The organism is Pseudarcicella hirudinis (assembly GCF_900115665.1).
In the GTDB taxonomy this organism is placed as follows: Bacteria; Bacteroidota; Bacteroidia; order Cytophagales; family Spirosomataceae; genus Pseudarcicella; species Pseudarcicella hirudinis.
In genome coordinates, this window is record NZ_FOXH01000006.1 from 256,322 (window position 1) to 279,183 (window position 22,862).

General features: G+C 40.8%; 12 protein-coding genes. 7 read left to right on the forward strand and 5 right to left on the reverse strand.

The features are described from left to right. The first annotated feature begins 36 nt into the window (after window positions 1–36). From BM179_RS12875 to BM179_RS12890, 4 genes are all read left to right on the forward strand, one after another. On the forward strand, window positions 37–606 hold the full coding sequence (locus BM179_RS12875; protein WP_177219391.1) for an RNA polymerase sigma factor: 570 nt from the start codon (window positions 37–39) through the stop codon (window positions 604–606). A 117-nt stretch (window positions 607–723) separates the two neighbouring features. Beyond that, window positions 724–1,839: a FecR family protein gene (locus BM179_RS12880; protein WP_092017430.1), complete on the forward strand. Its 1,116-nt coding sequence runs from the start codon at window positions 724–726 to the stop codon at window positions 1,837–1,839. 235 nt (window positions 1,840–2,074) lie between these two features. Then, window positions 2,075–5,341 (forward strand): SusC/RagA family TonB-linked outer membrane protein, encoded by a 3,267-nt coding sequence (locus tag BM179_RS12885; RefSeq protein WP_177219392.1) that lies wholly within the window; start codon window positions 2,075–2,077, stop codon window positions 5,339–5,341. Between the two features lie 25 nt (window positions 5,342–5,366). Then, window positions 5,367–6,803 (forward strand): RagB/SusD family nutrient uptake outer membrane protein, encoded by a 1,437-nt coding sequence (locus BM179_RS12890; RefSeq protein ID WP_177219393.1) that lies wholly within the window; start codon window positions 5,367–5,369, stop codon window positions 6,801–6,803. A 77-nt stretch (window positions 6,804–6,880) separates the two neighbouring features. Here BM179_RS12890 and BM179_RS12895 read toward each other — a convergent pair whose 3' ends face one another. The 4 genes from BM179_RS12895 to BM179_RS12910 form a co-directional block, all read right to left on the reverse strand. Beyond that, on the reverse strand, window positions 6,881–8,239 hold the full coding sequence (locus tag BM179_RS12895) for a DUF2231 domain-containing protein (RefSeq protein WP_092017436.1): 1,359 nt from the start codon (window positions 8,237–8,239) through the stop codon (window positions 6,881–6,883). Between the two features lie 93 nt (window positions 8,240–8,332). Further along, complete coding sequence (locus tag BM179_RS12900; protein ID WP_092017438.1) at window positions 8,333–9,499, reverse strand: ATP-binding protein; 1,167 nt, start codon at window positions 9,497–9,499, stop codon at window positions 8,333–8,335. A gap of 118 nt (window positions 9,500–9,617) precedes the next feature. Continuing rightward, complete coding sequence (locus BM179_RS12905; RefSeq protein ID WP_092017440.1) at window positions 9,618–11,135, reverse strand: DUF1501 domain-containing protein; 1,518 nt, start codon at window positions 11,133–11,135, stop codon at window positions 9,618–9,620. 4 nt (window positions 11,136–11,139) lie between these two features. Beyond that, window positions 11,140–14,361 (reverse strand): DUF1553 domain-containing protein, encoded by a 3,222-nt coding sequence (locus BM179_RS12910; protein WP_092017442.1) that lies wholly within the window; start codon window positions 14,359–14,361, stop codon window positions 11,140–11,142. Between the two features lie 82 nt (window positions 14,362–14,443). Between BM179_RS12910 and BM179_RS12915 the strand changes: the two genes are divergently transcribed. The 3 genes from BM179_RS12915 to BM179_RS12930 all read left to right on the forward strand — a co-directional run bounded on the left by BM179_RS12915 (window position 14,444) and on the right by BM179_RS12930 (window position 19,459). Continuing rightward, entirely contained in the window at window positions 14,444–15,400 is a 957-nt protein-coding gene (locus BM179_RS12915) for a helix-turn-helix domain-containing protein (protein ID WP_218159215.1), read from the forward strand. Window positions 15,401–15,576: 176 nt separating this feature from the next. Beyond that, window positions 15,577–17,226: an alpha-L-fucosidase gene (locus BM179_RS12920; protein WP_092017446.1), complete on the forward strand. Its 1,650-nt coding sequence runs from the start codon at window positions 15,577–15,579 to the stop codon at window positions 17,224–17,226. Window positions 17,227–17,716: 490 nt separating this feature from the next. Further along, window positions 17,717–19,459, forward strand: a complete 1,743-nt coding sequence (locus BM179_RS12930; protein WP_092017450.1) for an alpha-L-arabinofuranosidase — start codon at window positions 17,717–17,719, stop codon at window positions 19,457–19,459. A gap of 75 nt (window positions 19,460–19,534) precedes the next feature. Here BM179_RS12930 and BM179_RS12935 read toward each other — a convergent pair whose 3' ends face one another. After that, entirely contained in the window at window positions 19,535–22,303 is a 2,769-nt protein-coding gene (locus BM179_RS12935; protein WP_092017452.1) for a family 78 glycoside hydrolase catalytic domain, read from the reverse strand. Between the last annotated feature and the right edge of the window lie 559 nt (window positions 22,304–22,862).

Consider the following 22,862-nt stretch of genomic DNA (forward strand, 5'->3'; position numbering starts at 1 on the left):
GATTTTTGAATGAGTAGCCCTGTAAAACCAACAAGTATGAATGGAGAACTCCTGCTTTGGAACCGTTTCAGAGAAGGAGATGAGAAGGCCTTTGCTCAGATTTCCAGACAATATTATCGTACTCTTGCTCATTACGGAGGCAAATTTACGCCTAATTCTCAGGTTATTGAGGATGCCATTCAGGACTTGCTGATTAGTCTTTGGGTAAAAAGAGCCTCTTTGAAAGAAATAGAGTCTGTTAAATTTTACCTGTTAAAGTCTTTCAGAAATCAACTTTTCAAAAATCTTAAAAAATTTAAGGCTTCAGAATTAGACAATACTTCAATAGAAGAAACAGATGTGGTTTTTTCTTTTGAGGAATCTTATATTAAGGAAGAAACCGATAAACATTTTAAGGAAAGCATTTCTTTATCAATGAGCCAGCTGCCTGAACGTCAGAAAGAAGTTATCTATCTGCGTTTTTATCAGGATCTATCTGTCGAGGAAATTTCTCAGCTGTTTCATATCAAACCTCAGTCAGTCAGTAATGTTATTCAGCGGGCTTTAGCCAATCTTCGTGAAAGCTGGCAACTGACGATTTCCCTTCTTTTATGGCTTACGATCTAGCCAGAAAATCAGTATTTTAAACTTTTTTGTATAATTCTTAAAAAAAATTATCTTTTAGTGGGTATCCGCCACAGGTAATCCGGATGTTAGCAGTAGAAAAGCTACAGCAGACATTTTATGAAAGAAAATCAGGATTACCATCATCTTTTGGAAAATCCAAACTTCAGGGCCTGGGTTTTAGGAGAAAGACCTCAGGATGAGAACGATTGGATTAATTGGATTAAAGAAGACATTTCAGGAACAAGAAAGGAAGAGGTTGAAAAGGCAAAAACCATTATCAGGGAATTGCATGGAAAACCCGCCGGATTAGATGAACAGTATATTGAAGAGCAAGTGCAAAAAGCACTCTTTGAGGCCAAACGACTGGAATTGAATTCTGCTGAGGAAGAGCCTGTTTTGCCTTTATTGTGGTCGAGATACTGGATGGCCGCCGCCTCTGTATTGTTATTATTGGGAATGAGCTGGTATGGGCTGCTCAAAAACAATATAAAACCGGAAGAAGAATTGTATCATCGGCAGGTAACAGAAGCCGGAGAACTTAATGATCTGGTAGAAATCACAAACGACGGAAATACTGATAAATTAATCCGATTGCCTGATGGAAGTTCCGTGGCGCTGCACCAGCAAAGTAAGCTGAGTTATCAAAGGAAATTCGATGGTTCAAAAAGGGAAGTATATCTGATCGGGGAAGCCTTTTTTGAAGTTGCCAAAAATCCGGAAAGACCATTCTTTGTGTATTCAAATGAGCTGATAACCAAAGTTTTGGGAACAAGCTTCAGGATAAAATCTTTCGGAAAAGATAAGGAAATCAGGGTAATTGTGAAAACCGGGAAGGTTGCTGTTTTTACGATGAATGATGAGAAGGCAAAAAGCCTTAAAAATAACCGGGAACTGACCGGAATGCTATTAACCCCTAATCAGCAGGCCATTTTTCAAAGGGATGAGGTAAGGTTGGTCAGAACAATTATCCCCAATCCGGAAATACTGATGTTACCGGTTGAAAATCAGAAGTTTGAGTTTAATGCTACCCCCGTTTCCGAAGTACTGGAGACACTTGAAAGAGCCTACGGAGTTGATATCGTCTTTGACGAAGAAGTGATGGCAAAATGTACAATCACCGCTAAACTGGGAAATGAACCATTATTTGAAAAGCTGAATTGGATTTGCTCAATTATTGAAGCGAGTTACCAGGTGAGCGACGGCCAGATTATAATTTCAGGAAAACCTTGCTAATGATAAATCTTTAAACGAAAAAAAATGACTTGTAATTCTTCCTAACCAAGTATGCCAAAAAAGGGATGAAGATGCGCCAACATCATTCACCCCCAAATCAATCCCCGTTCTTACTGTTTTGTAAGCATCCTAATGTAGTAGGATGAAGGGATCCTTTTTGCCAAATTTTCCAACCAGCAAATTATTCAAATGTATGAAAAAAAATGTACGATCGCATCAACTTTTGCGAAAAATCATGAAAATCAGTCTGCTACAAATTGTCCTGTCTATGCTGTTTGTGAGTGCTTCATTTGCACACACCAGTAACGCTCAGGAACTACTTAATAAGAAAGTAACGCTTCATCTTAAGGCTGTTGAAGTGGAGAAAGTAATACTTAAACTGGAAAAATCAGTTGGGGTAAACTTCATGTACAGTCCGGAGCTGATACAATCCAAAAGAAAAATTTCGGTAGAAGCTTCAGACAGACCTTTGTCTATTGTGTTGTCTGAAATTTTTGGCCCGTTAAACATCAGATATGAGGTTTTCGGAGAACAGATTCTGCTGAAAAGACTGCAAACCGGATCTTCAAATGCGAAAGAAGAATCTATGCAGGAGGTTGAAATACTGGAAAGAAATGTATCAGGGGTAATAACTGATGATAAAAAAGAACCTGTTCCGGGAGTAAGTGTCCAGATTAAAGGAACAACCAGGGGCGTGGTCAGTGATGTAAACGGACAATATAAAATCACTGTTCCGAATGAAAAGGCGGTGCTTGTATTTACTTCTGTTGGTTATCTGAAGAAAGAAGTGGAAGTTGGAAATCAGTCAATTATTGACATTGTTTTGCAAACCGACAATAAATCGCTTGACGAGGTGGTCGTGGTAGGTTATGGAACCGTTAAGAAAGGCGATCTGACGGGTGCGGTTACTACAATTTCTTCGAAAGATTTTCAAAATACGGTAAATACAAACGTTGGCCAGGCTTTGCAGGGACGTTCTACGGGCGTTCAGGTTACCCAGAATACAGGCCGTCCGGGAGATGCTCCGGTTGTCCGGATCCGTGGTGTCGGAACAACAGGGAATAGCAATCCTTTGTATGTTATAGATGGTGTTATTACAGATCAGGGAATTAATAACATCAACCCTGATGATATCGAAAGTATGTCGGTTTTAAAAGATGCCGCTTCTTCTGCAATTTACGGAGCCCGTGCCGCAAATGGTGTGATTTTAATTACGACAAAAAGAGGAAAGGCCGGACAGGCAAAAATCAATTTCAGCAGTTATTACGGGGTGCAGAAAGCCTGGAGATTGCCAACTATGTTAAATGCCACCCAATTTGCTACCTTACAGAATGAGGCTCGTACCAATGCCGGTTTACCGGTTTATTGGGGCAGATTGGATACCTTGGGTGTAGGCAATGATAAAGTAGCGGAAGTGTTTCAGGAAGCTCCGATCCAGAACTATAATCTGTCCATTTCCGGGGGTTCTGAGAAATCTCAATATGCTGTTTCAATGGGATACTTTGCCCAGGAAGGAATAGGAATCGGGGTAAAATACAATCGTTTATCATTAAATGTTACTTCAGACCACCAGCTTACAAGCAAATTCAAGTTTGGAAATAGCCTTTCTTTAACTAAAGGGAAGGAAACCAGCGGACAATGGAATGAGACTTTTGTAAATGCAATCCGTTTTTCACCGACTATTCCTTACAAATTTCCGGACGGTTCCTATGGTTATGGCGTACGCCCGGGAGAGCAGCTTGGTTACCTGGCTTCTGTGCCGAATGCCTATATGATTCAAAACGATCTGGCACGTTACCGCTTGCTGGGAAATCTTTATGCAGAATACCTGATTTTGCCATCACTGAAGTTCAGAACGACGATAGGAACAGATTTGCTGATTGATGACAGAATTAACTTTACACCGACTTATGCCTTCGGTGGTCGTACCAATACCGTCAATACCTTAGACAGATCCTATGCAAACAGCACTACCTGGCTTAACGAAAATACCCTTTCCTATGACCATACTTTTACCGGAAAACATGCTGTTTCGGCATTGGTAGGTTATACCCAGCAATCGAACCGTTATGATTTATTCTCTGCACACCGTGAGAGTTTCCCGAATAATGATATCAGAGTATTGGATGCCGGAGCCTTGAATGACCGGGCAAGAGGAACCGCTTCGGAATGGTCAATCCGTTCTTATATCGGTCGGCTGAATTATAATTTCGATGATAAATACCTTGTTTCTGCCAATGTCCGTGTGGATGGTTCTTCGAGATTCGGGCCATCTAACCGTTATGGTGTTTTCCCTTCTTTTGCAGCGGCATGGCGTGTTTCCAATGAGAATTTCATGAAGGAAATTAACGCTATCTCAGATTTGAAAGTTCGTGCAAGCTGGGGGCAATTGGGGAATCAGGAAATTGGTTTATATGCCTTTACCAGTGGTTTGGATTTAAGCCAGAACTATGTACTTGGTACAGCACAGGGGATTGCTCCGGGTGCAGCACCAACTTCTATCGGGAATCCGAATATCAAATGGGAAACTACTACGATGCAGGATATCGGATTTGATTTATCACTTTTCAATCATCAGATTACAGTTACGGCCGATTATTTCTCAAAACTTACTTCAGATATGCTGGTACAGGTTCCGATTCCGGGAACAACCGGGGTGTCAACAGCTCCTTATCAGAACGTAGGATCTGTACGAAATTCAGGATTTGAATTAGGGGTTACGTATCGCAAAGGCACAGGAGATTTCAAATATGATCTGAACGCCAATGTTTCTACCATTAAAAATGAGGTGGTTTCTCTGGCAGGATTACCGATTATTTCCGGCGTATTTAAAACAGCTGAAGGGCATCCGATCAACTCGATTTTTGGCTATGTGCAGGAAGGTGTATTCCAGACTCAGGAAGATATCAACAAACATGCTACCCAGTTAAATGCCAAACCGGGAGATATTATGTGGAAGGATATTAACAACGACGGGGTAATTAATGACCTTGACCGTGATTATATCGGAAATACGATTCCAAGATTAAGCTTTGGTTTTACTTCAAATATGAGTTACAAAAACTTTGATCTGAGTATTTTTATTCAGGGAATTGCCGGAAGGGAAATTTATATAGATGGAACCGGAGGACGCCGCCTGATGGATAATTTTGACAATACCACGGCCGATTATCTGGGTCGCTGGACAGGCCCCGGCACAAGTAATCATGTTCCGCGCATAGTCTGGGGTGATCCGAGTAATAACCGCAGAACTTCAGATTTCTGGGTTTATAGCGCCAGTTATGCCCGTATTAAAAATGTTCAGTTAGGATACACTTTTCCAAAAGGTACTTTAGGACTTGAAAGAATCAGACTTTACACAAGCTGTCAGAACCTGCTTACATTCACACCTTACCCTTGGTTTGATCCTGAAGTCGGGGCAGGGATAGATAATAATTTTACGAGTTTGATGACTTATCCTCAACCACGTACAATTTTATTCGGCATCAATCTGGGCTTTTAATTAAGGAATTTTAACGATGAAAAACATGAGAAAAATATATTTTCTGGCAGCCGCATTAATAATGACAAGCTGCGACAAAGACTTTCTTGAAAAACAACCTTTAAATGTTGTTACTACAGACAATTTTTATAAAACTTCCGATGATGCCATAAGAGCGGTAAACGCTGCTTACAAACCATTGATGTATAATGGATTAGGGCAGTTTGGACTGGATCGTTTCGGGAACTATCTGGCTGGTGATGCGGTGTCGTCGGGAGATAATGCAGATTGGGCACAGGTAGAAAACCTTTCAGTAACTGCTGATAACGGAGCTATCAGAAGTACCTGGAATGCAGCTTATCAGGGGATTCTGAGGGCCAATCTGGTTTTGGAAAAAGTCCCGGGAATTACGATGGATGCGACCCTCAAAAAGAGAGTGCTGGCAGAGGCCTCTTTCCTGAGAGCAATCTATTATCACTATCTGATTTTACTATTCGGGGATGTTCCGTTAATTACCAGGCAGCAGGTTAATCCAAGTGAGTTTCTTGTTCCGAGAAATGCCAAAGAAGAAGTGTATCAGCAGATTATCAAAGACTTGCAGTCAGCAGAAGCTGGATTGCCTTTGTCATATGGTGCAGCGGATCTGGGAAGAGTTACACAGGGTGCGGCCAAAGGATTTTTAGCCAAAGTGTATCTGTATAGAAAACAATGGCCGGAAGCTGCTGCCAAAGCGAAAGAGGTGGTTGATTCTAAGGTTTACAGCCTTTTTGATCGTTATTTCGATAATTTTGAATTGGCCACAGAAAATGGGAAAGAATCGATTTTTGAAGTACAATATGCTTCTTTTCTGGGCGGTTTGGGAAATCAGACCAATAACTATGATGCGCCGAGAGGCTCTGGCTTTACATTGGACGGAGGCTATGGGTATGGTTCCCCGACTAAATTTTTTGTAAATTCTTTTGCGCCTAATGATCCGCGTCTGGGATATAGTATTTTCAGAAACGGAGATGTTTTTCAGGGAATTACGTATAGTTCTTCTACTTCTCCGACGGGATACAGCCCAAGAAAATATGTAGTAGGAAAAGGTGCGAATATCGGGAAAAGTGATGACCCTAAAAACTATATTCTTATGCGTTATGCCGATTTGCTGCTGATTTATGCGGAAGCATTAAACGAGTCCGGAAAAACTACTGAAGCAGCGGATCCGATTAATATCATTCATGCCAGAAAAGATGTCAATATTGCACCGATTCAGACAGGGCTTACACAAGACCAAATGAGGACTGCTATTAAACAGGAACGTAATTTCGAATTAGGTCTGGAAGGCCACCGCTGGTTTGATTTAGTTCGCTGGGGCGACGCCGCTACTTATCTGAAGTCTATCGGAAAAACCAATTTCAGAGATGGAATCAGTGAATTACTTCCGATTCCACAGGCGGAAAGAGATATTAATCCTAAGCTTACACAAAATAAAGGATATTAATACCTGATAATGAACACAAAAGGCTGCCCCGGTGAAATGCTGAGGCAGCCTTTTCTTATTACAGGCAAGTGAAAATACTATTTTGAACCGAGATTGATAACTCCGTCCTCCGGGCCTTTTATGGATGTTCCGAAGGTATAAATTCTCTTTAAAGACGGGAGTTTTCTCAATTGAGTCAGACTGCTTTCTGTAATTTTGGTTTCGTTAAGGTTGAGCGCTTCAAGATGAGGCATTTTACTTAAATAATTACTGAAAGCATCTGAAACCGGATTTTTTTCGACACGAAGTTTTTCCAGATTGGTACAATCTTTCAAAAAGTCAAAATCATTATCTGTCAGCCCGTTTTCGGAAAGATTCAGCCAGATGATATTTTTGGCAAGAGGGCTTAGTAATTTCCTTAATTCTGAACCTTTTTTACCTGAATTGGAAGGCAGGGTGATGTCGAGCATTACTGGTTTCTGAAGCATCACCCGGGCTTCGAAACCCGAATTTCTAAGATTTATCACCAGATTATTATCCAGTGTCAGAGGAATAGCAGGATTAATTTTCTGAGAAATTTCCGTTTCCTTTTCATTCGGAACAAGTCCTCCCAATCCTAAAAATGAAGCAATCTGAGGTTTTATGATTTCATTTCCTTTCAATTCTGCCAATTTCTTTCCTTCGGTTGCCATAGCCTTTTCAATCCACCATCTTATAATTTCGGTTTCTGTTTTTGTCAGGGGTGTTTTTCCATCTGAAGGCATAAATTCTTTATGGGCAGGATCAAGCGTAATTCGTTTGAAGAGTTCACTTTCGGCTAATTTTCCGGCTACAACCGCCGGACCATTTTTTCCGCCTTTTTTCAGGCTTGTCAAACTTTCGACAGATAAATTTCCCTTGAGTTTTCCGCCCTGATGACATTGGGAACAGCGTTTTTCGAGTATCGGCTGAACAACGTCTTCAAAGATAAAGGCTTGTTCTGCCGAAACAGGTTTCTCCCTTTTTGTTTTGGTTAATTCTGCTAAACTAAGGTAATCGCTTCCATGCGTCAGATTTCCGCCCAGATGCCCGCTGTAGCTCATGAGACCCAGTAAACAGACAGAGAGTGCACTGAAAATTCTGGAAGAAACAGGAATAATCAGCCTGACTTTTGGATGAGTTAACAGGAATAAAATCCCGGAAAAGAGGGCAATGCCAATTCCCGAGTTCTTATGATGTCTGAGTAATGTAGTGTCATAATCCCCGGTTAAGGACAATAAATAGCCAAAGATGCAGGCAATAACAGCTGAACAGAAACCTGCAAAAAGTGTAAATGAAACCGCACTTTTGAGAACCTGGTATTTCGGGAAGTATGAAACCAGGTCAAAAATTACTGCCAGCAGCAAAAAACCGATGGGTAAATGGACAATCAAAGGATGCAGCCGTCCGAAAAAAGTAATAATGTCTAATAGAATCATTTATTCATGGATTGAGCCTTTGAAGTGACCATAAAATGGTACTGGTCTGATTCTGTTGAAAGAATTTTTACCTGTTATAGTCAAACCCCAAGGTTAATTTATTTGTGGTAATTCATTTTCTAAAAAATCATATAAATTATATACTTTCAGTCCCTCCATCTTAAGATAACTTTCTCCGCCCGGAATAATGATAAATTGTTTATCAGGGCTTAAATCTTTTACACTCTCAAAAAATCCTCTTGAGACAGTCGGACTGTTGGATAATTTTATTTCTACAAATATTTTTTTACCTGTAGGACTGATCATGACCAAATCTACTTCTGCTCCCACTTGTGTACGATAGAAAAACAATTGCCAGTCATACCCGAGATTTCTTTTTATTTGTTCTATTACATAGCCTTCCCAGGAAGCGCCAACTATTGGATTTTGCAGTAACTGGTCGTAACTAATCACACGTGCTAACTGATGTAATATACCTGAATCACGGAAGTATATTTTTGGAGATTTTACCAGTCTTTTTGTGATATTTACATGATATGGTTGTAAGCGTTGGATAATAAAACTTCCTTCCAATAAATCTAAATATCTGTTAATTGTCGGAGAACTGACGCCCAGTGACCTGCTTAAGTCGTTCATGTTAACTAAGTTGCCATTCAGATGGCTAAGCATTTCTAATAACTTCCGGGTTATCTCAGTACTCACTCCATAGCCCAGTGTTTGTAAGTCCCGCTCTATGAAAGTCTGGATGAAACTTCCAAGCCAGCGAAAACTCTGCGACTCCTTCGGAGCATTCAGCGCATCCGGGAAGCCCCCTTTCAGCCAGTGAGTTTCCATGGAAACCTGTGGGAATACCTCTGTTAATGACAAGGGAGAAAGCTCAGTATAAGCTATTCTTCCCGCCAATGTTTCTGATGCCCCCTTTATCAGGTCCGGAGAAGCCGAACCCAGCAGAATGAATCGGGCCGGACGACGGTCCTGGTCAACCAATGCCCGGATCAGTGCAAAAACCCTTGGCATTCGTTGCACTTCGTCTATGATTATGCATTTATCAGAATGACTATTTAAGAAAGTTTCAGCATCATCCAAACGCCTTAAATCAGTATCTAATTCTAAGTCAAGATAAAGAGTTGATATATCAATCTGTTTTTGTAGCCATTTTGCTAAAGTTGTCTTACCAACCTGTCTTGGGCCAATAATTCCAACTACCGGAAAAAATGATAAATCATCAATTAATTGCGAAGTAATCGTTCTTTTGAACATTGAAATAGTAAAGTTGTATTTTAATTTTTCAATGTAAATTTATGATTAAATCTTCTAAAATACAACACATTCTGAGACAGGCAGATCCCCAGGAATTAAAAAAAGGCTTTTCAGGAAATTATGCCAGAATATCCCTGACTACTTTTCCGTGCACATCGGTAAGCCGAAACCTCCTTCCCTGAAATTTATAAGTTAAACGCTCGTGGTCAATACCCATCAAATGCATCATAGTCGCCTGAAAATCATGAACATGAACCGGATCTCTGACAATATTGTAACTAAAATCATCTGTTTCGCCATAGCTGATGCCTGATTTTACACCTGCTCCTGCCATCCACATGGTAAAGCATCTCGGATGATGATCCCGGCCGTAATCATCGGCAGACAATTTCCCCTGAGAATAGACCGTACGACCGAATTCTCCCCCCCAGATTACTAAAGTATCTTCTAATAAACCCCGTCTTTTCAAATCTTTAATTAAAGCTGCAGTAGCCTGGTCGGTGCTTTTACATTGCTGTGCAATGCCTTTGGGCAAACTACCATGCTGATCCCAGCCCTGATGGTATAACTGCACAAATTTTACATCTTTTTCGAGGAGCTTTCTGGCCAGAAGACAATTGGCAGCATAAGTCCCTGAGTCACGGCTATCCGGACCATACATTTCAAAAACCTCATCAGGTTCGTCAGCAGTATTCATCACTTCCGGAACAGAGGTTTGCATGTGATATGCCATTTCATACTGGGCAATTCTGGCGTCCACCTCCGGGTCTCCGAATTGGTCATTCTGGAGTTTGTTGAGTTTGGAGAGATATTCCAGCATTTCTTTCCTGTCTTTTCCATCGTAACCTTCAGGGTTATTGAGGAACAAAACAGGATCTTTTCCTGAGCGGAACTGGACGCCCTGGTGTTTGGAAGGCAGGAACCCGTTTCCCCAGAGACGGGCGTAAAGCGGTTGATCTTTCTGACCATTTTTTGATACCAAAACAATAAATGTCGGTAAATTCTGGTTGTCGGAACCCAGTCCGTAACTTATCCATGAACCGATTGAAGGTCTGCCCGGCAGCTGATTCCCTGTCTGAAAAAAGGTTATAGCCGGATCATGGTTAATTGCCTCGGAATAAATGGATTTAATGATGCAAAGATCGTCAACTACCTGAGCAGTATGGGGTAACAACTCGCTGATCCAGGTTTGATTTTTACCATGCCGGTTGAATTTATAAATAGAAGGAACCATTGGCAAAGCACTCTGATTTGCACTCATTCCGGTAAGCCTTTGCCCTTTTCTGACAGAATCAGGCAGATTTTGCCCGGCCATCGTAACAAGTTTTGGCTTGTAGTCGAAAGTTTCGAATTGGGAAGGCCCGCCACTCATGAACAGATACACCACTCTTTTTGCCTTCGGAGCAATATGGGGCAAAGCTCTGAGGATTTCTTCTTCCAAATCAGAGGAACCTTCAACAGCAGGTTTTGACAACGTTCCGCCAAATCCTTTCGCTCCGGCAATGAGGGAACCCACAGCCAGGGCACCCAGACCCAAAGATGTTTTAGTCAGAAAATTACGTCTGTCGAGTTTTTTATTCAAATCGCTGAACTCAGGAGTATGTAATCTGAATTCATCCTCATGATGATGTGACATAATACTATCGTTTGGTTAAAGTGGCGTCTGAGTTTAAAATAGTGCTGGCTACAACTGCATTGGCAGCTACGACAGAATAGTCCGTTTTGGGATTAACCTTATATTGACCGGCCGTTAGCCATCCTTTGGCTTTTTCAGGATTATTACTGAATTTCTTCTGCTCAGATTGCTGAAGATTTATCAGTAAATTTACCTCACCCGAACCGGGCATTCTTCCGGTTAATTTCCGGTAAATGGTAATAATTGCTCTCCGATTATCCGGGATCCCGGCCATTTGTTCTCCCATTACCCTGGTCGCTTCTATGAAAGTCGGGTCATTTAATGCGACAAGTGCTTGCAGGGGAGTATTGGTTTTCTGTCTCCTTACTACACAAAAACTACGGGAAGTGGCGTCAAAAGTAGAAAGGGTAGGGTTAGGAACGGATCGTTTGGTTACGATGTAAAGGCTTCTCCGATAAACCGCATTCCCTGAATCCGCCTTGTAAGTAGTATTATTGATTTCCCAAAGTCCTTCCGGTTGATAAGGTTTTACACTTTTTCCTCCGATTGTTTTGTTGATTAATCCGCTCGCCATCAAAGCATTGTCCCGAATCATCTCCGCTGACATACGGTTGGCTGGTCCATGTGCTAACAACCGGTTTTCCGGATCTTTTTCCCGGACTTCTTTATCTGCTCTGGAATCCTGTCGGTAGGTGGCAGACATGACGATTGTTTTATTCAGTTTTTTCACATCCCAGCCTGATTCCCTGAAAGTAACGGCGAGCCAGTCGAGTAGTTGCGGATGGCTGGGCATTTCACCCTGGTTACCAAAATCCTCTGTCGTTTTTACCAAACCGGTACCAAAGAAATTTTGCCAGAATCGGTTAACCGCTACGCGGGCAGTAAGCGGATGATCTTCGTGCGTTAACCACTGTGCAAGGCCATAACGGTTTTTAGGAAGATTTCCGGGAAAACGGAGAATAGATTCCGGGGTGTTTGGGAAGACTTCTTCCCCAAATGCATCATAATTCCCTCTCAGAAGGATATGGGCTTTCTTCCGTTTAGGCATTTCCTGCATAATCATTAACTCATTGATTCCTTCTGTGGAATCAGCTAAAACACTTCTTGCCTGAGCCAATGCTTTCTCAGCATTTAGTAGTTCAGGATAAACCGCTGAAAGGTAATATTCTTTTAAATAACTGGTTTCCTGAGCTGAAAGCTGTTTTGGGTTTTTTGCAGTAATAACTGACCAACCGGACTGCTGTGCCAGTATTTTTAACTCATAAGGACTCAGCACCCGGTTATAAACACAGATGTCATCCACTTTCCCGTTTCTGAATCCGGAACCTCTCCACCAGCCACCGATTTGTAAGCCCGGTTGAGTTTTTGAAGGAAACAGAATATCTTTTGTCAGCTGATCCATCATCGTTTCCATAGCCATTTCCTGCCCGTTCTGATACAATTTCAAGCCATTGGCTTTGGATGATCCGTCATAAGTTACGGTTAACTGGATCCATTTATCTCTTGTTACATTTTGCCGGGTAAGTCGGGTTATAGCATTTGAAGGAGCGGTATGCGCCATATTCAATTCCAGTTTATTGTCTTTCAGATACAGATGATATCCTTTGAAATTGTAGAGACGTTCTGCCTGACCTTTATGGAAAATCACACCTTCTTTTAATTCTTTCGGAATATAGGCCAGGATGCCAATACTGAATGGCTGAGATTTTCTGAATACACCAACCTCATTCAGATCCAGAAAAACATCTCCGTTCATAAGCATGGCTTTTCCGGTTCCCCGAGGTTCGAATAATGGTTTATCCCCGGTTTGTCCGGCATCTCTTTTCATCACCCCGACCTGTTTCGGATTTACTGCGTTTTTAAGGGAGTTGTTTTCAAAATTATAGAATGCCTGTAAACCTGATTGAGGGATCGTTTCCTTTGAAAGCTGTGCATAGCCTTTTTCATTCAGCCATTTCTCAAAACTCGCTTTGGCATGAGTTTTAGCTTGTTCAACGAGGGTTTCCTGTCTGGCAATTTTGGTATTGATAAAATGCAGCATTTGTTCCTGTGCTTTGGTCGGCAGCAGGAGTGTAGGAGTGGGCAAAGCATCATCAAAGGAAATCTGTCCAGCTTCTTTTACGTTGTTGAAAAAGCTGAATAGTTCATAGTAATTCTTCTGGGAAATGGGATCATATTTATGGTCATGACATTTGGCGCAACCTACAGAAAGTCCCAGAAAGGCATCTCCGAAGGTATTGGTTCTGTCAATAACATATTCTGTCTGAAATTCTTCCTCAATAATTCCGCCTTCCATATTTTGCTGATGATTTCGGTTAAAAGCCGTTGCAATCATCATTTCTTTGTTTGGTTTTGGCATTAAATCACCTGCAAGCTGCCAATGAATGAAGGTATCATAAGGCATATTTTTGTTAAAAGCATTAATTACCCAGTCGCGGTATGGCGACATGTCTCTGAGTCTGTCAACAGTATAGCCATGTGAATCCGCAAAACGGGCCAGATCCAACCAGTCAACAGCCATTTTTTCACCATAATGGGCAGAATTTAATAAGCGGTCAACCTGTTTCTCGTAAGCATCCGGCGAATTATCTTTCAAAAAAGCATCAATTTCAGGTAGGGTAGGAGGAAGTCCGGTCAAATCGAGTGATAACCTTCTCAGTAGAAGCTCTTTACCTGCTTCTTTGGAAGGAGAGAGCTTCTCCTGTTCGAGCCTGGTTAAAATAAAATTGTCTACCGGATTTCTGATCCAGTTTTCATTATTTACATTGGGAATATCAGGCATTTCCGGCTTTACAAAAGCCCAGTGAGGTTTGTACTCAGCACCATCACGAATCCATTTGATTAAAACAGCTTTTTCTTTGGCAGTCAGACTCAGATGTGATCCCGGAGTCGGCATAATATACTCCGGATCCGTTGATATAATTCGCTGAAAAAATTCACTGCCTTCCAGATCAGAAGGATTAATAGCTACTTTATCAGGATTTTCAGGCAAACTGGCAAAAGCAGATTCGGGGAGATCGAGCCTTAATCCTGCCTTTTGTTTTGCCTTATCCGGTCCGTGACAGGCGAAGCATTTATCGGAAAGAATGGGCTTTACGTGAATATTGTAATCCAGGGCATCCGGAAGTTCTTTATAAGCAGTTTCTACATCTTCCGGCAATTTAACAGAACAGGAAGAGAGGCCAATGCACAGTATAAAAATGAAAGAAAGATACAGACGGAACATGAATGTAAAAAATTAAGGTATTTAGTACCAGACAAAGGTATAATTCTATTTTTTATTTAAATTGCACAAAATTGACTACAATTTGAACATATCCGATTTTTTGTCGGTACATTTATTATTTGTATATACATTTATTGTCAGGCATGAAAAATACGAAATGGTGAGAATGACTTTGAAAAATACATTTTCGCTTTTAAATGCGGATCATGTAAAATTGGATAAAAACTGGAATTACAAGCATATTATAAGCCCTTTTTACCGTTTGTATCTCATTGACGGCGGACAGGGAAGTCTGTTTAATTCCGGAGAGTCGCATGTTCTGGAAAGCGGTTTCCTGTATCTGATCCCAAGTTTTACGATTTGTGATTATCAATGTTCCGACTTCTTAAGCCAGTATTATGTCCATTTTATGGAAGAATCTGCTGATGGAAACTCTCTTTTTTCTTCGAATCGAAAAATTATGAAGTTTCCGGCAACTCAGATTGATTTTGACAATTTCAGAAGGATTTTGCACCTGAATCCGGGAAGGGGGCTCATAAAATCTGCTGATCCGAAGGAGTATGAGAAGCGCCGGATTATTCAGGAGTTTCAGGAAATGAATAAGTTTCTTGATCCTTCTGCCTTTATGGAAACCCATGGCATTATTTTACAGTTCTTATCCAGATTTTTGTCAAAAGAGCATTTTCAGCGTACTGATAAAAGAGAGATTCCTTCTAAAATTCTGGATGCAATAAATCATATTCAGACCCATCTTGAATATCCTCTGACCGTAGAATTGCTGGCCGACCGTGCCAATCAGAATCCGGACTATTTTTCAAGAATTTTTAAAGAAAATACAGGAGAAAGACCAGTGAATTATATTCAATTCAAAAGGATTGAGCGGGCTCAGCTCCTGATCATTACTACCGATCTGCCCTTTCATGAAATTTCCATAAAGACCGGATTTGAAAGCCTTGCGTATTTTTCCAGGACTTTTAAAAATATTACAGGCCTGACGCCCAGTCAGTATAAGCAGAAAAACAAAGCTGTTGAGCCTTAAACATTTTATTCAGAAGTTTCAGCAAGTGCAATCCCCGCTTAAAAATCCGGAATAGGTGAGTATTTCGAAAGAGTTCTGTCTCTCTTATCATTAGAGAAAATTGTAATTTTGACACAATTTCTGAAAAGAGTTATAATTTCTCCACTATTCAAGCTTTAAAACGTATTTAATTATTTATGAAAAGAAGAACGGTAATCAAACAATTATCTTCTGTTTTACCGGCAGCTTTATTGGCTGGCCGTGTAAATGCCGCCGGATTTTTAGCAGGCAACAACGGAGAAAGTATTTTGAAAGGAGCATTTGAACCAAATTGGGAGTCATTACAAAAATACAAAACTCCGGAATGGTTCAGAGATGCTAAATTTGGTATCTGGGCACACTGGGGCCCGCAATGCCAGCCTGAGGCGGGTGACTGGTATGCACGGGGCATGTATCAGGAAGGTTCGAGACAGTATAAATATCATCTGGAGAAATACGGACATCCTTCTGTGTTTGGCTTTAAAGATGTCATTAATGAATGGAAGGCTCAAAACTGGGATCCTGAGGAATTACTGGCTTTGTATAAAAATGCCGGAGCGAAATACTTTATGGCTTTAGCCAATCACCATGATAATTTTGACCTATACAATAGCAAATACCAATCATGGAATTCTCTGAAAATGGGGCCTAAGAAGGATATAGTGGGAGGCTGGGAAAAAGCTGCCAGAAATCAGGGAATGCACTTTGGCGTAAGTGTCCATGCCGCCCATGCCTGGAGTTGGATGGAAACAGCGCAACGTTCTGATAAATCTGGAGATAAAGCCGGAATTCCTTATGATGGAAAAATAACAAAAGCTGATGGAAAAGGTAAATGGTGGGAAGGCGTGGATCCGCAGGAACTTTATGCCCAAAATCACCCGCTTAGTCAGAATAGCCTGGATAACGGAGGGATTCATAAGCAGTGGGACTGGGGCAATGGTGTAGCGGTTCCTTCAAAAGAATATTGTGAGAAATTCTTTAACCGGACCATTGAGCTGATCAATCGTTATGATCCTGATATGATCTATTTTGATGATACGGTTCTTCCGCTTTGGCCTGTCAGTGATGCCGGACTGAGAATTGCGGCTCATTTATACAATAAAAGTATCAAAAAACATGGTTCTCTCGAAGCCGTTCTGAATGGCAAAATCCTGAATGAACAGCAAAGACAATGTATGGTTTGGGATATTGAACGCGGACAAAGTAATTCCATTGAACCTTTGCCCTGGCAAACAGATACCTGTATTGGCGACTGGCATTATAATCGGGCGGTATATGATCGTCATGGGTATAAATCAGCCAAAACTGTTGTGCATACGCTGATAGATGTTGTCAGCAAAAATGGAAATCTGTTATTGAGTGTGCCGGTGCGGGGAGATGGTACGATAGATTCAGATGAAAGAAAGGTTGTTGAAGAAATCGGAAAATGGATGCATCTGAATAGTGAAAGTATTTACGGAACCCGTCCGTGGAAAGTTTTCGGAGAAGGGCCGGCTATTGAGAATGCTGCTCCGTTAAGTGCTCAAGGGTTTAACGAGGGTAAAGGAAAGCCATTTACGGCAGAAGATATCCGCTTTGCCAGTAAAGGTTCAACACTTTATGCCACGGTATTAGGCTGGCCGGATTCCGGGAAAGTTACGATTAAAAGCCTTGCTGCAGGCAAAAACCATCAGGCCGAAATTAAGAAAGTAGAGCTTTTATCGAATAGACAGGCACTGAAATTTGAACGTACGAATGAAGGATTAGTGATTACTTTTCCGGAAAATAAACCGTCTGAATTTTATGCAAATGCCTTAAAAATCAGTTAGAAATACTATAGATACAGGAGCGGATGAAGAGAAGATGATTCGCTCCTGTCTGTTGATTTTGTCAGAATATGTTAAAATTTTCTCTTTTTCTTAACATGTTTCTCTGATGTGTTAATTTTCCTCTGTTTTTCAGACATATCTTTTCTTCTTTCAAAATCTTACAAGTTGAGAAACAAATCGAAAATACGTTAAAATTTATTCGTTTTTTTAACATATTGAATTTCATTCTGATTTAGGCTGAATGCAACTCCTGCATATTAAGATCGGCGAAAAAGGGGGGCCTCTGAAAAAATCCTTCCAGGGTCTTCATCTTTCAACAGGCTTCTTTGTTTTTAGGAATTTTACGAGGGAAATGAAGTTATTTAACCAGGGTTTACAGGAAAAAAGCGCAAAATTGAGGGTTTCCCCTGATTTTTATTTCATGATTTAAACTCAATTTTGTGAAATAAAATCACTTAATTATTATCTTTCCTAAACGCCGAAATATAAAATGCTATTTCTGAATCAGCTTTCGATTAAGACATCCCTTTATTCCATCATTATACTTGCCAATATGTCCTGTTCAAAAAGTGTTCAGGAAACATTACCTAAAACTACAGATACAACCACCACAGTAATAGCTCCGGCAACTGACCCTGCTGTTGCTTCAACCGTAGGTTTTTTCCTGGATGGCTGGCAGGGAAAAACATTTACGGCCCCTGAATATGTAAATGGAGCAGTGCCGGACCAGACAGCTACAACGGTAACAATGGATGCGTCGACGATTCTTACCAAAATTCCCCAGACTATTTTCGGGCATAATGCCAATACCTGGATGGGCACATTTGTTGATGAACCGGGTTTTATGACAAATATTACCAATCTTAAACCTAATATTATCCGTTGGCCGGCCGGAAGCGGGAGTGATGGTTATTTCTGGAATGCAGAACCTGGCAAAATACCGGAAGGAGCACCGGATAAATATGTAGACAAAGATGGAAATAAATTTGACGCCTGGTTTGGGTACGGAAAAACCAAAGATAACTGGAGGGCTTCTTTAGATAATTATTATGATATGCTCAGACTTAGTAATAATAAGGGCGTTATTACCGTAAATTATGGTTTTGCGAGATACGGCATAAGTGCAAATCCGGTAGCAACAGCAGCGCATCTTGCTGCAGATTGGGTTCGTTATGACAAAGGCAGAACGGAATACTGGGAAATCGGGAATGAAAATTATGCAGATTGGGAAGTCGGCTATAGAATAGATCTTTCCAAGAATAAAGACGGGCAGCCTGAGTTTCTGACAGGAAAATTATATGCACAGCATTTCAAGGTTTTTGCAGATTCAATGCGGAAAGCGGCTGCTGAAATCGGGAAGAAAATAAAAATCGGGGCCGTTACACAGGAATCTCAGACGGAATCCTGGCAGAATAATACCACCAAAACCTGGAATGCGACCATGATGCCGGAACTAAATAATCAGGCGGATTTCTTTATTGTTCACAATTATATCACGCCTTACGGTGAAAATTCAACCGCTGCTACGGTCTTAAATTCAGCCCTGACGGTTCCGGCAAAAATGATGAATTTTGTGACAAATGAACTGAAAACAAATGGAGCGGCAATCAAGCCGATTGCTTTTACAGAATGGAATATGTGGGCAAAGGACTCTAAACAACAGGTTTCTAATACCAGTGGTCTTTTTGCCATTCTTGTACAGGGAGAAGCTCTGAAGAACAATTATGGACTGGCTGCCCGCTGGGATTTACTGAATGGATGGGAAAACGGGAATGACCACGGACTTTTCAGTGACGGAGGTAGCCCGGATGATCCAAGATGGAATCCGAGGCCTTCTTTCTATTATATGTATTTCTTCCAGAAATGTATCGGAGACAGATTGGTTGCTACCAGCTTGACGGGAAATGATAAAATCAAGTCTTATGCTTCAACTTACAGTTCCGGTCAGGCGAATGTTACTTTGGTCAATACCTCGTCTGTTGCACAGACTGTTGAGGTAAAACTGAAAAATTTCAGACTCGGAAACAGATATTACTGGTATAGCCTGGAAGGAGAGAATGACAATGGTGAGTTTTCCAGAAAGGTAAAAGTCAACGGATCAGGAACGAAAAGTGCTGCCGGGGGTCCCTCGGATTATGCAAGTTTAAAGGCCCAGTCTGCTTTAACGACTAACGGAGTTAAAGTTACCGTTCCGGCATGGGGAGCGGTTTGTGTAATGATTGACAAAAAATAGAGAATAGAAATCTTGTAAATAAAAGATAGCAGCCTTATCAGAATGCCGCTATCTTTTATTTAAATGATGTTTAAATTAATATTTTACAATAAAATGGTAGTTGCCCGAACCAATTTTCAGGATTGTTTTACCATTTTTCAAATCCAGTCTTTCTATCTTTTGCACGGTCAGTGAATGCCCACCCTCCGTAATGGTTGAGGAAGTCGTAGAGGGAAGGTAAACTGTTGCAGAAGTATTTGCGGGAATGCTGACCTTAAGTTCAAAGGAAGCATCACATTTTTTCCATTCTGAACGAATTGTTCCATAGGAAGATTCATAGGCACCTTTTGCAAAATGTATGTCACCAACCAGTTGAGGATTGATGATTATTTCCTTAAAAGCCTGTGTATTGTCTGATTGCTGTATGCCAAGCAGGCCGCTGTAAAACCATTCCATCAAGTGCCCGAGCATAAAATGGTTATTGGAAACGTCGGCTAATGCCTGCCATGATTCTGTAAGAGCCGTTGCACCTTTAGCCAGCTGATATCCGTATCCCGGCACATCATCCCGGTTATTCATGTCGAAAATAACGTCTGAGCGACCTTCTTCTTCTAAGGCTCTCAGTACATAGCGATAACCTATATCACCTGCGGTAAGACTATTATTACGGCTTTTTATTTCTTTTACCAGATTTTCGACCACTGCTTCGTGGTATTCCGGCTCAACCAGATTCATATAAATCGCCATAGCATTTGCCGTCTGACTACCGGAGGCAAATTGTTTGGTTTCTTTATTGAAAAAGGTTGAATTAAAGGCCTTTTTAACCTCTTCCGCTAATTGATTATATTCCAGTACATCTTCTGATTTTCCTAAAAGCGAAGCTATTCTTGAAATAATCGTCAGATCATAATAATATATGGCGGTCCCTGTGACGCCCATTGGAGTAAGCTGAGAAACCCCCGGAGGTTTAGGACCTAAATCATACCAGTCACCCAGACCCTGAGATAAGATATGATTTTTTGCTTTTTTTCCTAAATAGAGAATATAGCGCTGCATCATTGGATAGCTTTCTGCAAGTTCTCTTTTTTCGCCATACCATTGATACAGATACCAGGGCACAATAATACTGCTGCTTCCCCATTCCGGAGTATCCCGGAACATATTGTCACCACCTTCAAATTTAACATATTCAGGAGCGATTGCAGGAATCAGCCCATCAGGAGTTTGCGAGTTTTTCATATCCTGAATTGCTTTTTTCAGCAAATTCTGAATGTTATAATTGTATCTGACAGAACTTCCCATCAGATGAAGTTCTTCGAGCCAGCCAAGCTTTTCACGGTGAGGGCAATCGGTAAAAACAGAAGCCATATTACTTTTTATAGCCCAGTCGATCAGCTCATTGGTCTTATTAAACAAATCATTTGAGCTGTGAAAATTTCCGTTTTTTTCCGCGGCATTTCTGGTATGTAATCCTTTTAACCCCAGAATCTGCGGACGATTTGCAGGATTGTTTTCTCCCTGTGGGACAGCACCTTTTATCTGTAAATAGCGAAAACCGTAATAACTGAAACGGGGTTGCCAGGTTTCGGCCTCTGCCCCTTTTAAAATATATTCAAAATAATAAGGACTTCCGGATGCTTTCTGATTGGCTGAACCATCCACATTCAGCAATTCCGCAGGAATAATCCGAAGCGTATCACCTTTTTTGCCCTTTACTTTCAGCTGAAGAATACCGGAAGCATTTTGTCCGAGGTCATATACCCAGTCATCCGCAGCGAGTTTTTGTTTACTTTTTACCGGAAAATTTTCAAAAACCTTCAATGGCTCCTGCATTTGAGAAGTAAGTTCTGCAGCGCCATTTACCGGCATGGCAGGTTTCCATGATTTATCATCGAAGGCAGGGCTGTCCCAGCCTTTTTGTTCTAAATTGGCATTGTAATTTTCTCCGCCATAAATACTTGAGAATGTGACAGGTCCGGCAGACGTTTTCCAGCTTCCGTCGCTGACAATATTTGAGGAAGAGCCGTCGGTATATTCTAAAACGAGCCGGCAGATCATTTTGGGATAGCCGAAAATTACGTTCATTTTCCGGTATCTTTCTTTCACAGGAGGAATGAAATAAAACCCGTTACCTAACATTACACCAATTACATTTTCACCTTTTTGGATCAGACTTGTGAGGTCGAATGTGACGTATTGAACCTGTTTGTCATATTTTGTCCATCCGGCATCCAGAAAATGATCCCCTGCTTTTTTCCCGTTTATGCTCATTTCAAAATGTCCTAATCCGGCGATGAACATGCTGGCTTTTTTCACGGTTTTCTGAACCTGAAAGCTTTTTCTGAAAATTGGTAAGATGTCATTTCCGGTAAACTTATCCTTTCTCCCGTCTGACGGATGACTATTTACCAAGGTATCATGTAACTTCTGATATGCAATCCAGTCGGCTCCTTTCCAGTCTGTTTTACTAAAAAGCCCCATTTGCCAGAAGACAGGTTTACTCCATCCGGAAGAATTACCATGATGATCCCACACTTTAACTTTCCAGTAATATGTTTTTCCGGCCAGAAGCGGTTTTCCTGAGTAACTAACCTGAATAGACGTTTCAGAAGAAATCCTGCCTGAATTCCAGATGTTCCCCTGATTTTTCTCCAGAATGCCCTGTTTATCCGAGACCAGAATCTGATAGGCAGATTGTATGACATTCCTTTGGCTGGTCTTAATCTGCCAGCTTAACAAGGGCGAATTAGTCTGAACTCCTAAAGGGTTCGGCCGGTTTTCGCATCTCAGATTCTGAAGTTGTAACGTTTGTGCAAAAGAGCCGAAAGACAGAAGACAGCAAAAGGCAAATACTATTTTTTTCATATGTTTAGGGTTTCACCTTAATCTTGGTTTATGATTTTTATCAAAATACTTAATTTCATCAATGTGTTTTCCGGATGAAAGCATCAGACGACAAAATTAGGCATAGTAAAAAATGCTAAATTGTACAGTTTTCTCAATGTATTATACTATTTTATCTTTGAAGGTATAAGCGGGTCTGTCCTGATTATAACGGACCAAAGGAATGCAAATGCAGGGAAATGTAAATTTCTTATATTTCCAAAAAATTATCTCAGGAGACAGGATTAACATGATCGAAGGGAAATAGCTGTATTAAAGATTTTTCCGTTGAATTTAGACTTTTTTCAATAGGGGAAATAAGCCTGATATAGCAATAAAGACTTTTCTCTTAACAGAAAGGACATTTATGAAACCCCGACTAGTGAAAATACTTTTATAATAGTTATACTTAAACCCCGGATTAGATACAGATACAAAAAAGCTAAACGGTGTAATGGATTTATCTGGATTTTACCCGGAAATATATGAATAACTATTTACTTACTCAAGCTACCTCTCACCAGCTCGAAAATATAATACC

Excerpts from the sequence above, each read along its gene's own strand:
- BM179_RS12900 (WP_092017438.1), bottom strand. The coding sequence starts at position 9,499 with ATGTTCAAAAGAACGATTACTTCGCAATTAATTGATGATTTATCATTT.
- BM179_RS12885 (WP_177219392.1), top strand. The coding sequence starts at position 2,075 with ATGAAAATCAGTCTGCTACAAATTGTCCTGTCTATGCTGTTTGTGAGT.
- BM179_RS12880 (WP_092017430.1), top strand. The coding sequence starts at position 724 with ATGAAAGAAAATCAGGATTACCATCATCTTTTGGAAAATCCAAACTTC.
- BM179_RS12875 (WP_177219391.1), top strand. The coding sequence starts at position 37 with ATGAATGGAGAACTCCTGCTTTGGAACCGTTTCAGAGAAGGAGATGAG.
- BM179_RS12920 (WP_092017446.1), top strand. The coding sequence starts at position 15,577 with ATGAAAAGAAGAACGGTAATCAAACAATTATCTTCTGTTTTACCGGCA.
- BM179_RS12890 (WP_177219393.1), top strand. The coding sequence starts at position 5,367 with ATGAGAAAAATATATTTTCTGGCAGCCGCATTAATAATGACAAGCTGC.
- BM179_RS12930 (WP_092017450.1), top strand. The coding sequence starts at position 17,717 with ATGCTATTTCTGAATCAGCTTTCGATTAAGACATCCCTTTATTCCATC.
- BM179_RS12935 (WP_092017452.1), bottom strand. The coding sequence starts at position 22,303 with ATGAAAAAAATAGTATTTGCCTTTTGCTGTCTTCTGTCTTTCGGCTCT.
- BM179_RS12895 (WP_092017436.1), bottom strand. The coding sequence starts at position 8,239 with ATGATTCTATTAGACATTATTACTTTTTTCGGACGGCTGCATCCTTTG.
- BM179_RS12910 (WP_092017442.1), bottom strand. The coding sequence starts at position 14,361 with ATGTTCCGTCTGTATCTTTCTTTCATTTTTATACTGTGCATTGGCCTC.
- BM179_RS12905 (WP_092017440.1), bottom strand. The coding sequence starts at position 11,135 with ATGTCACATCATCATGAGGATGAATTCAGATTACATACTCCTGAGTTC.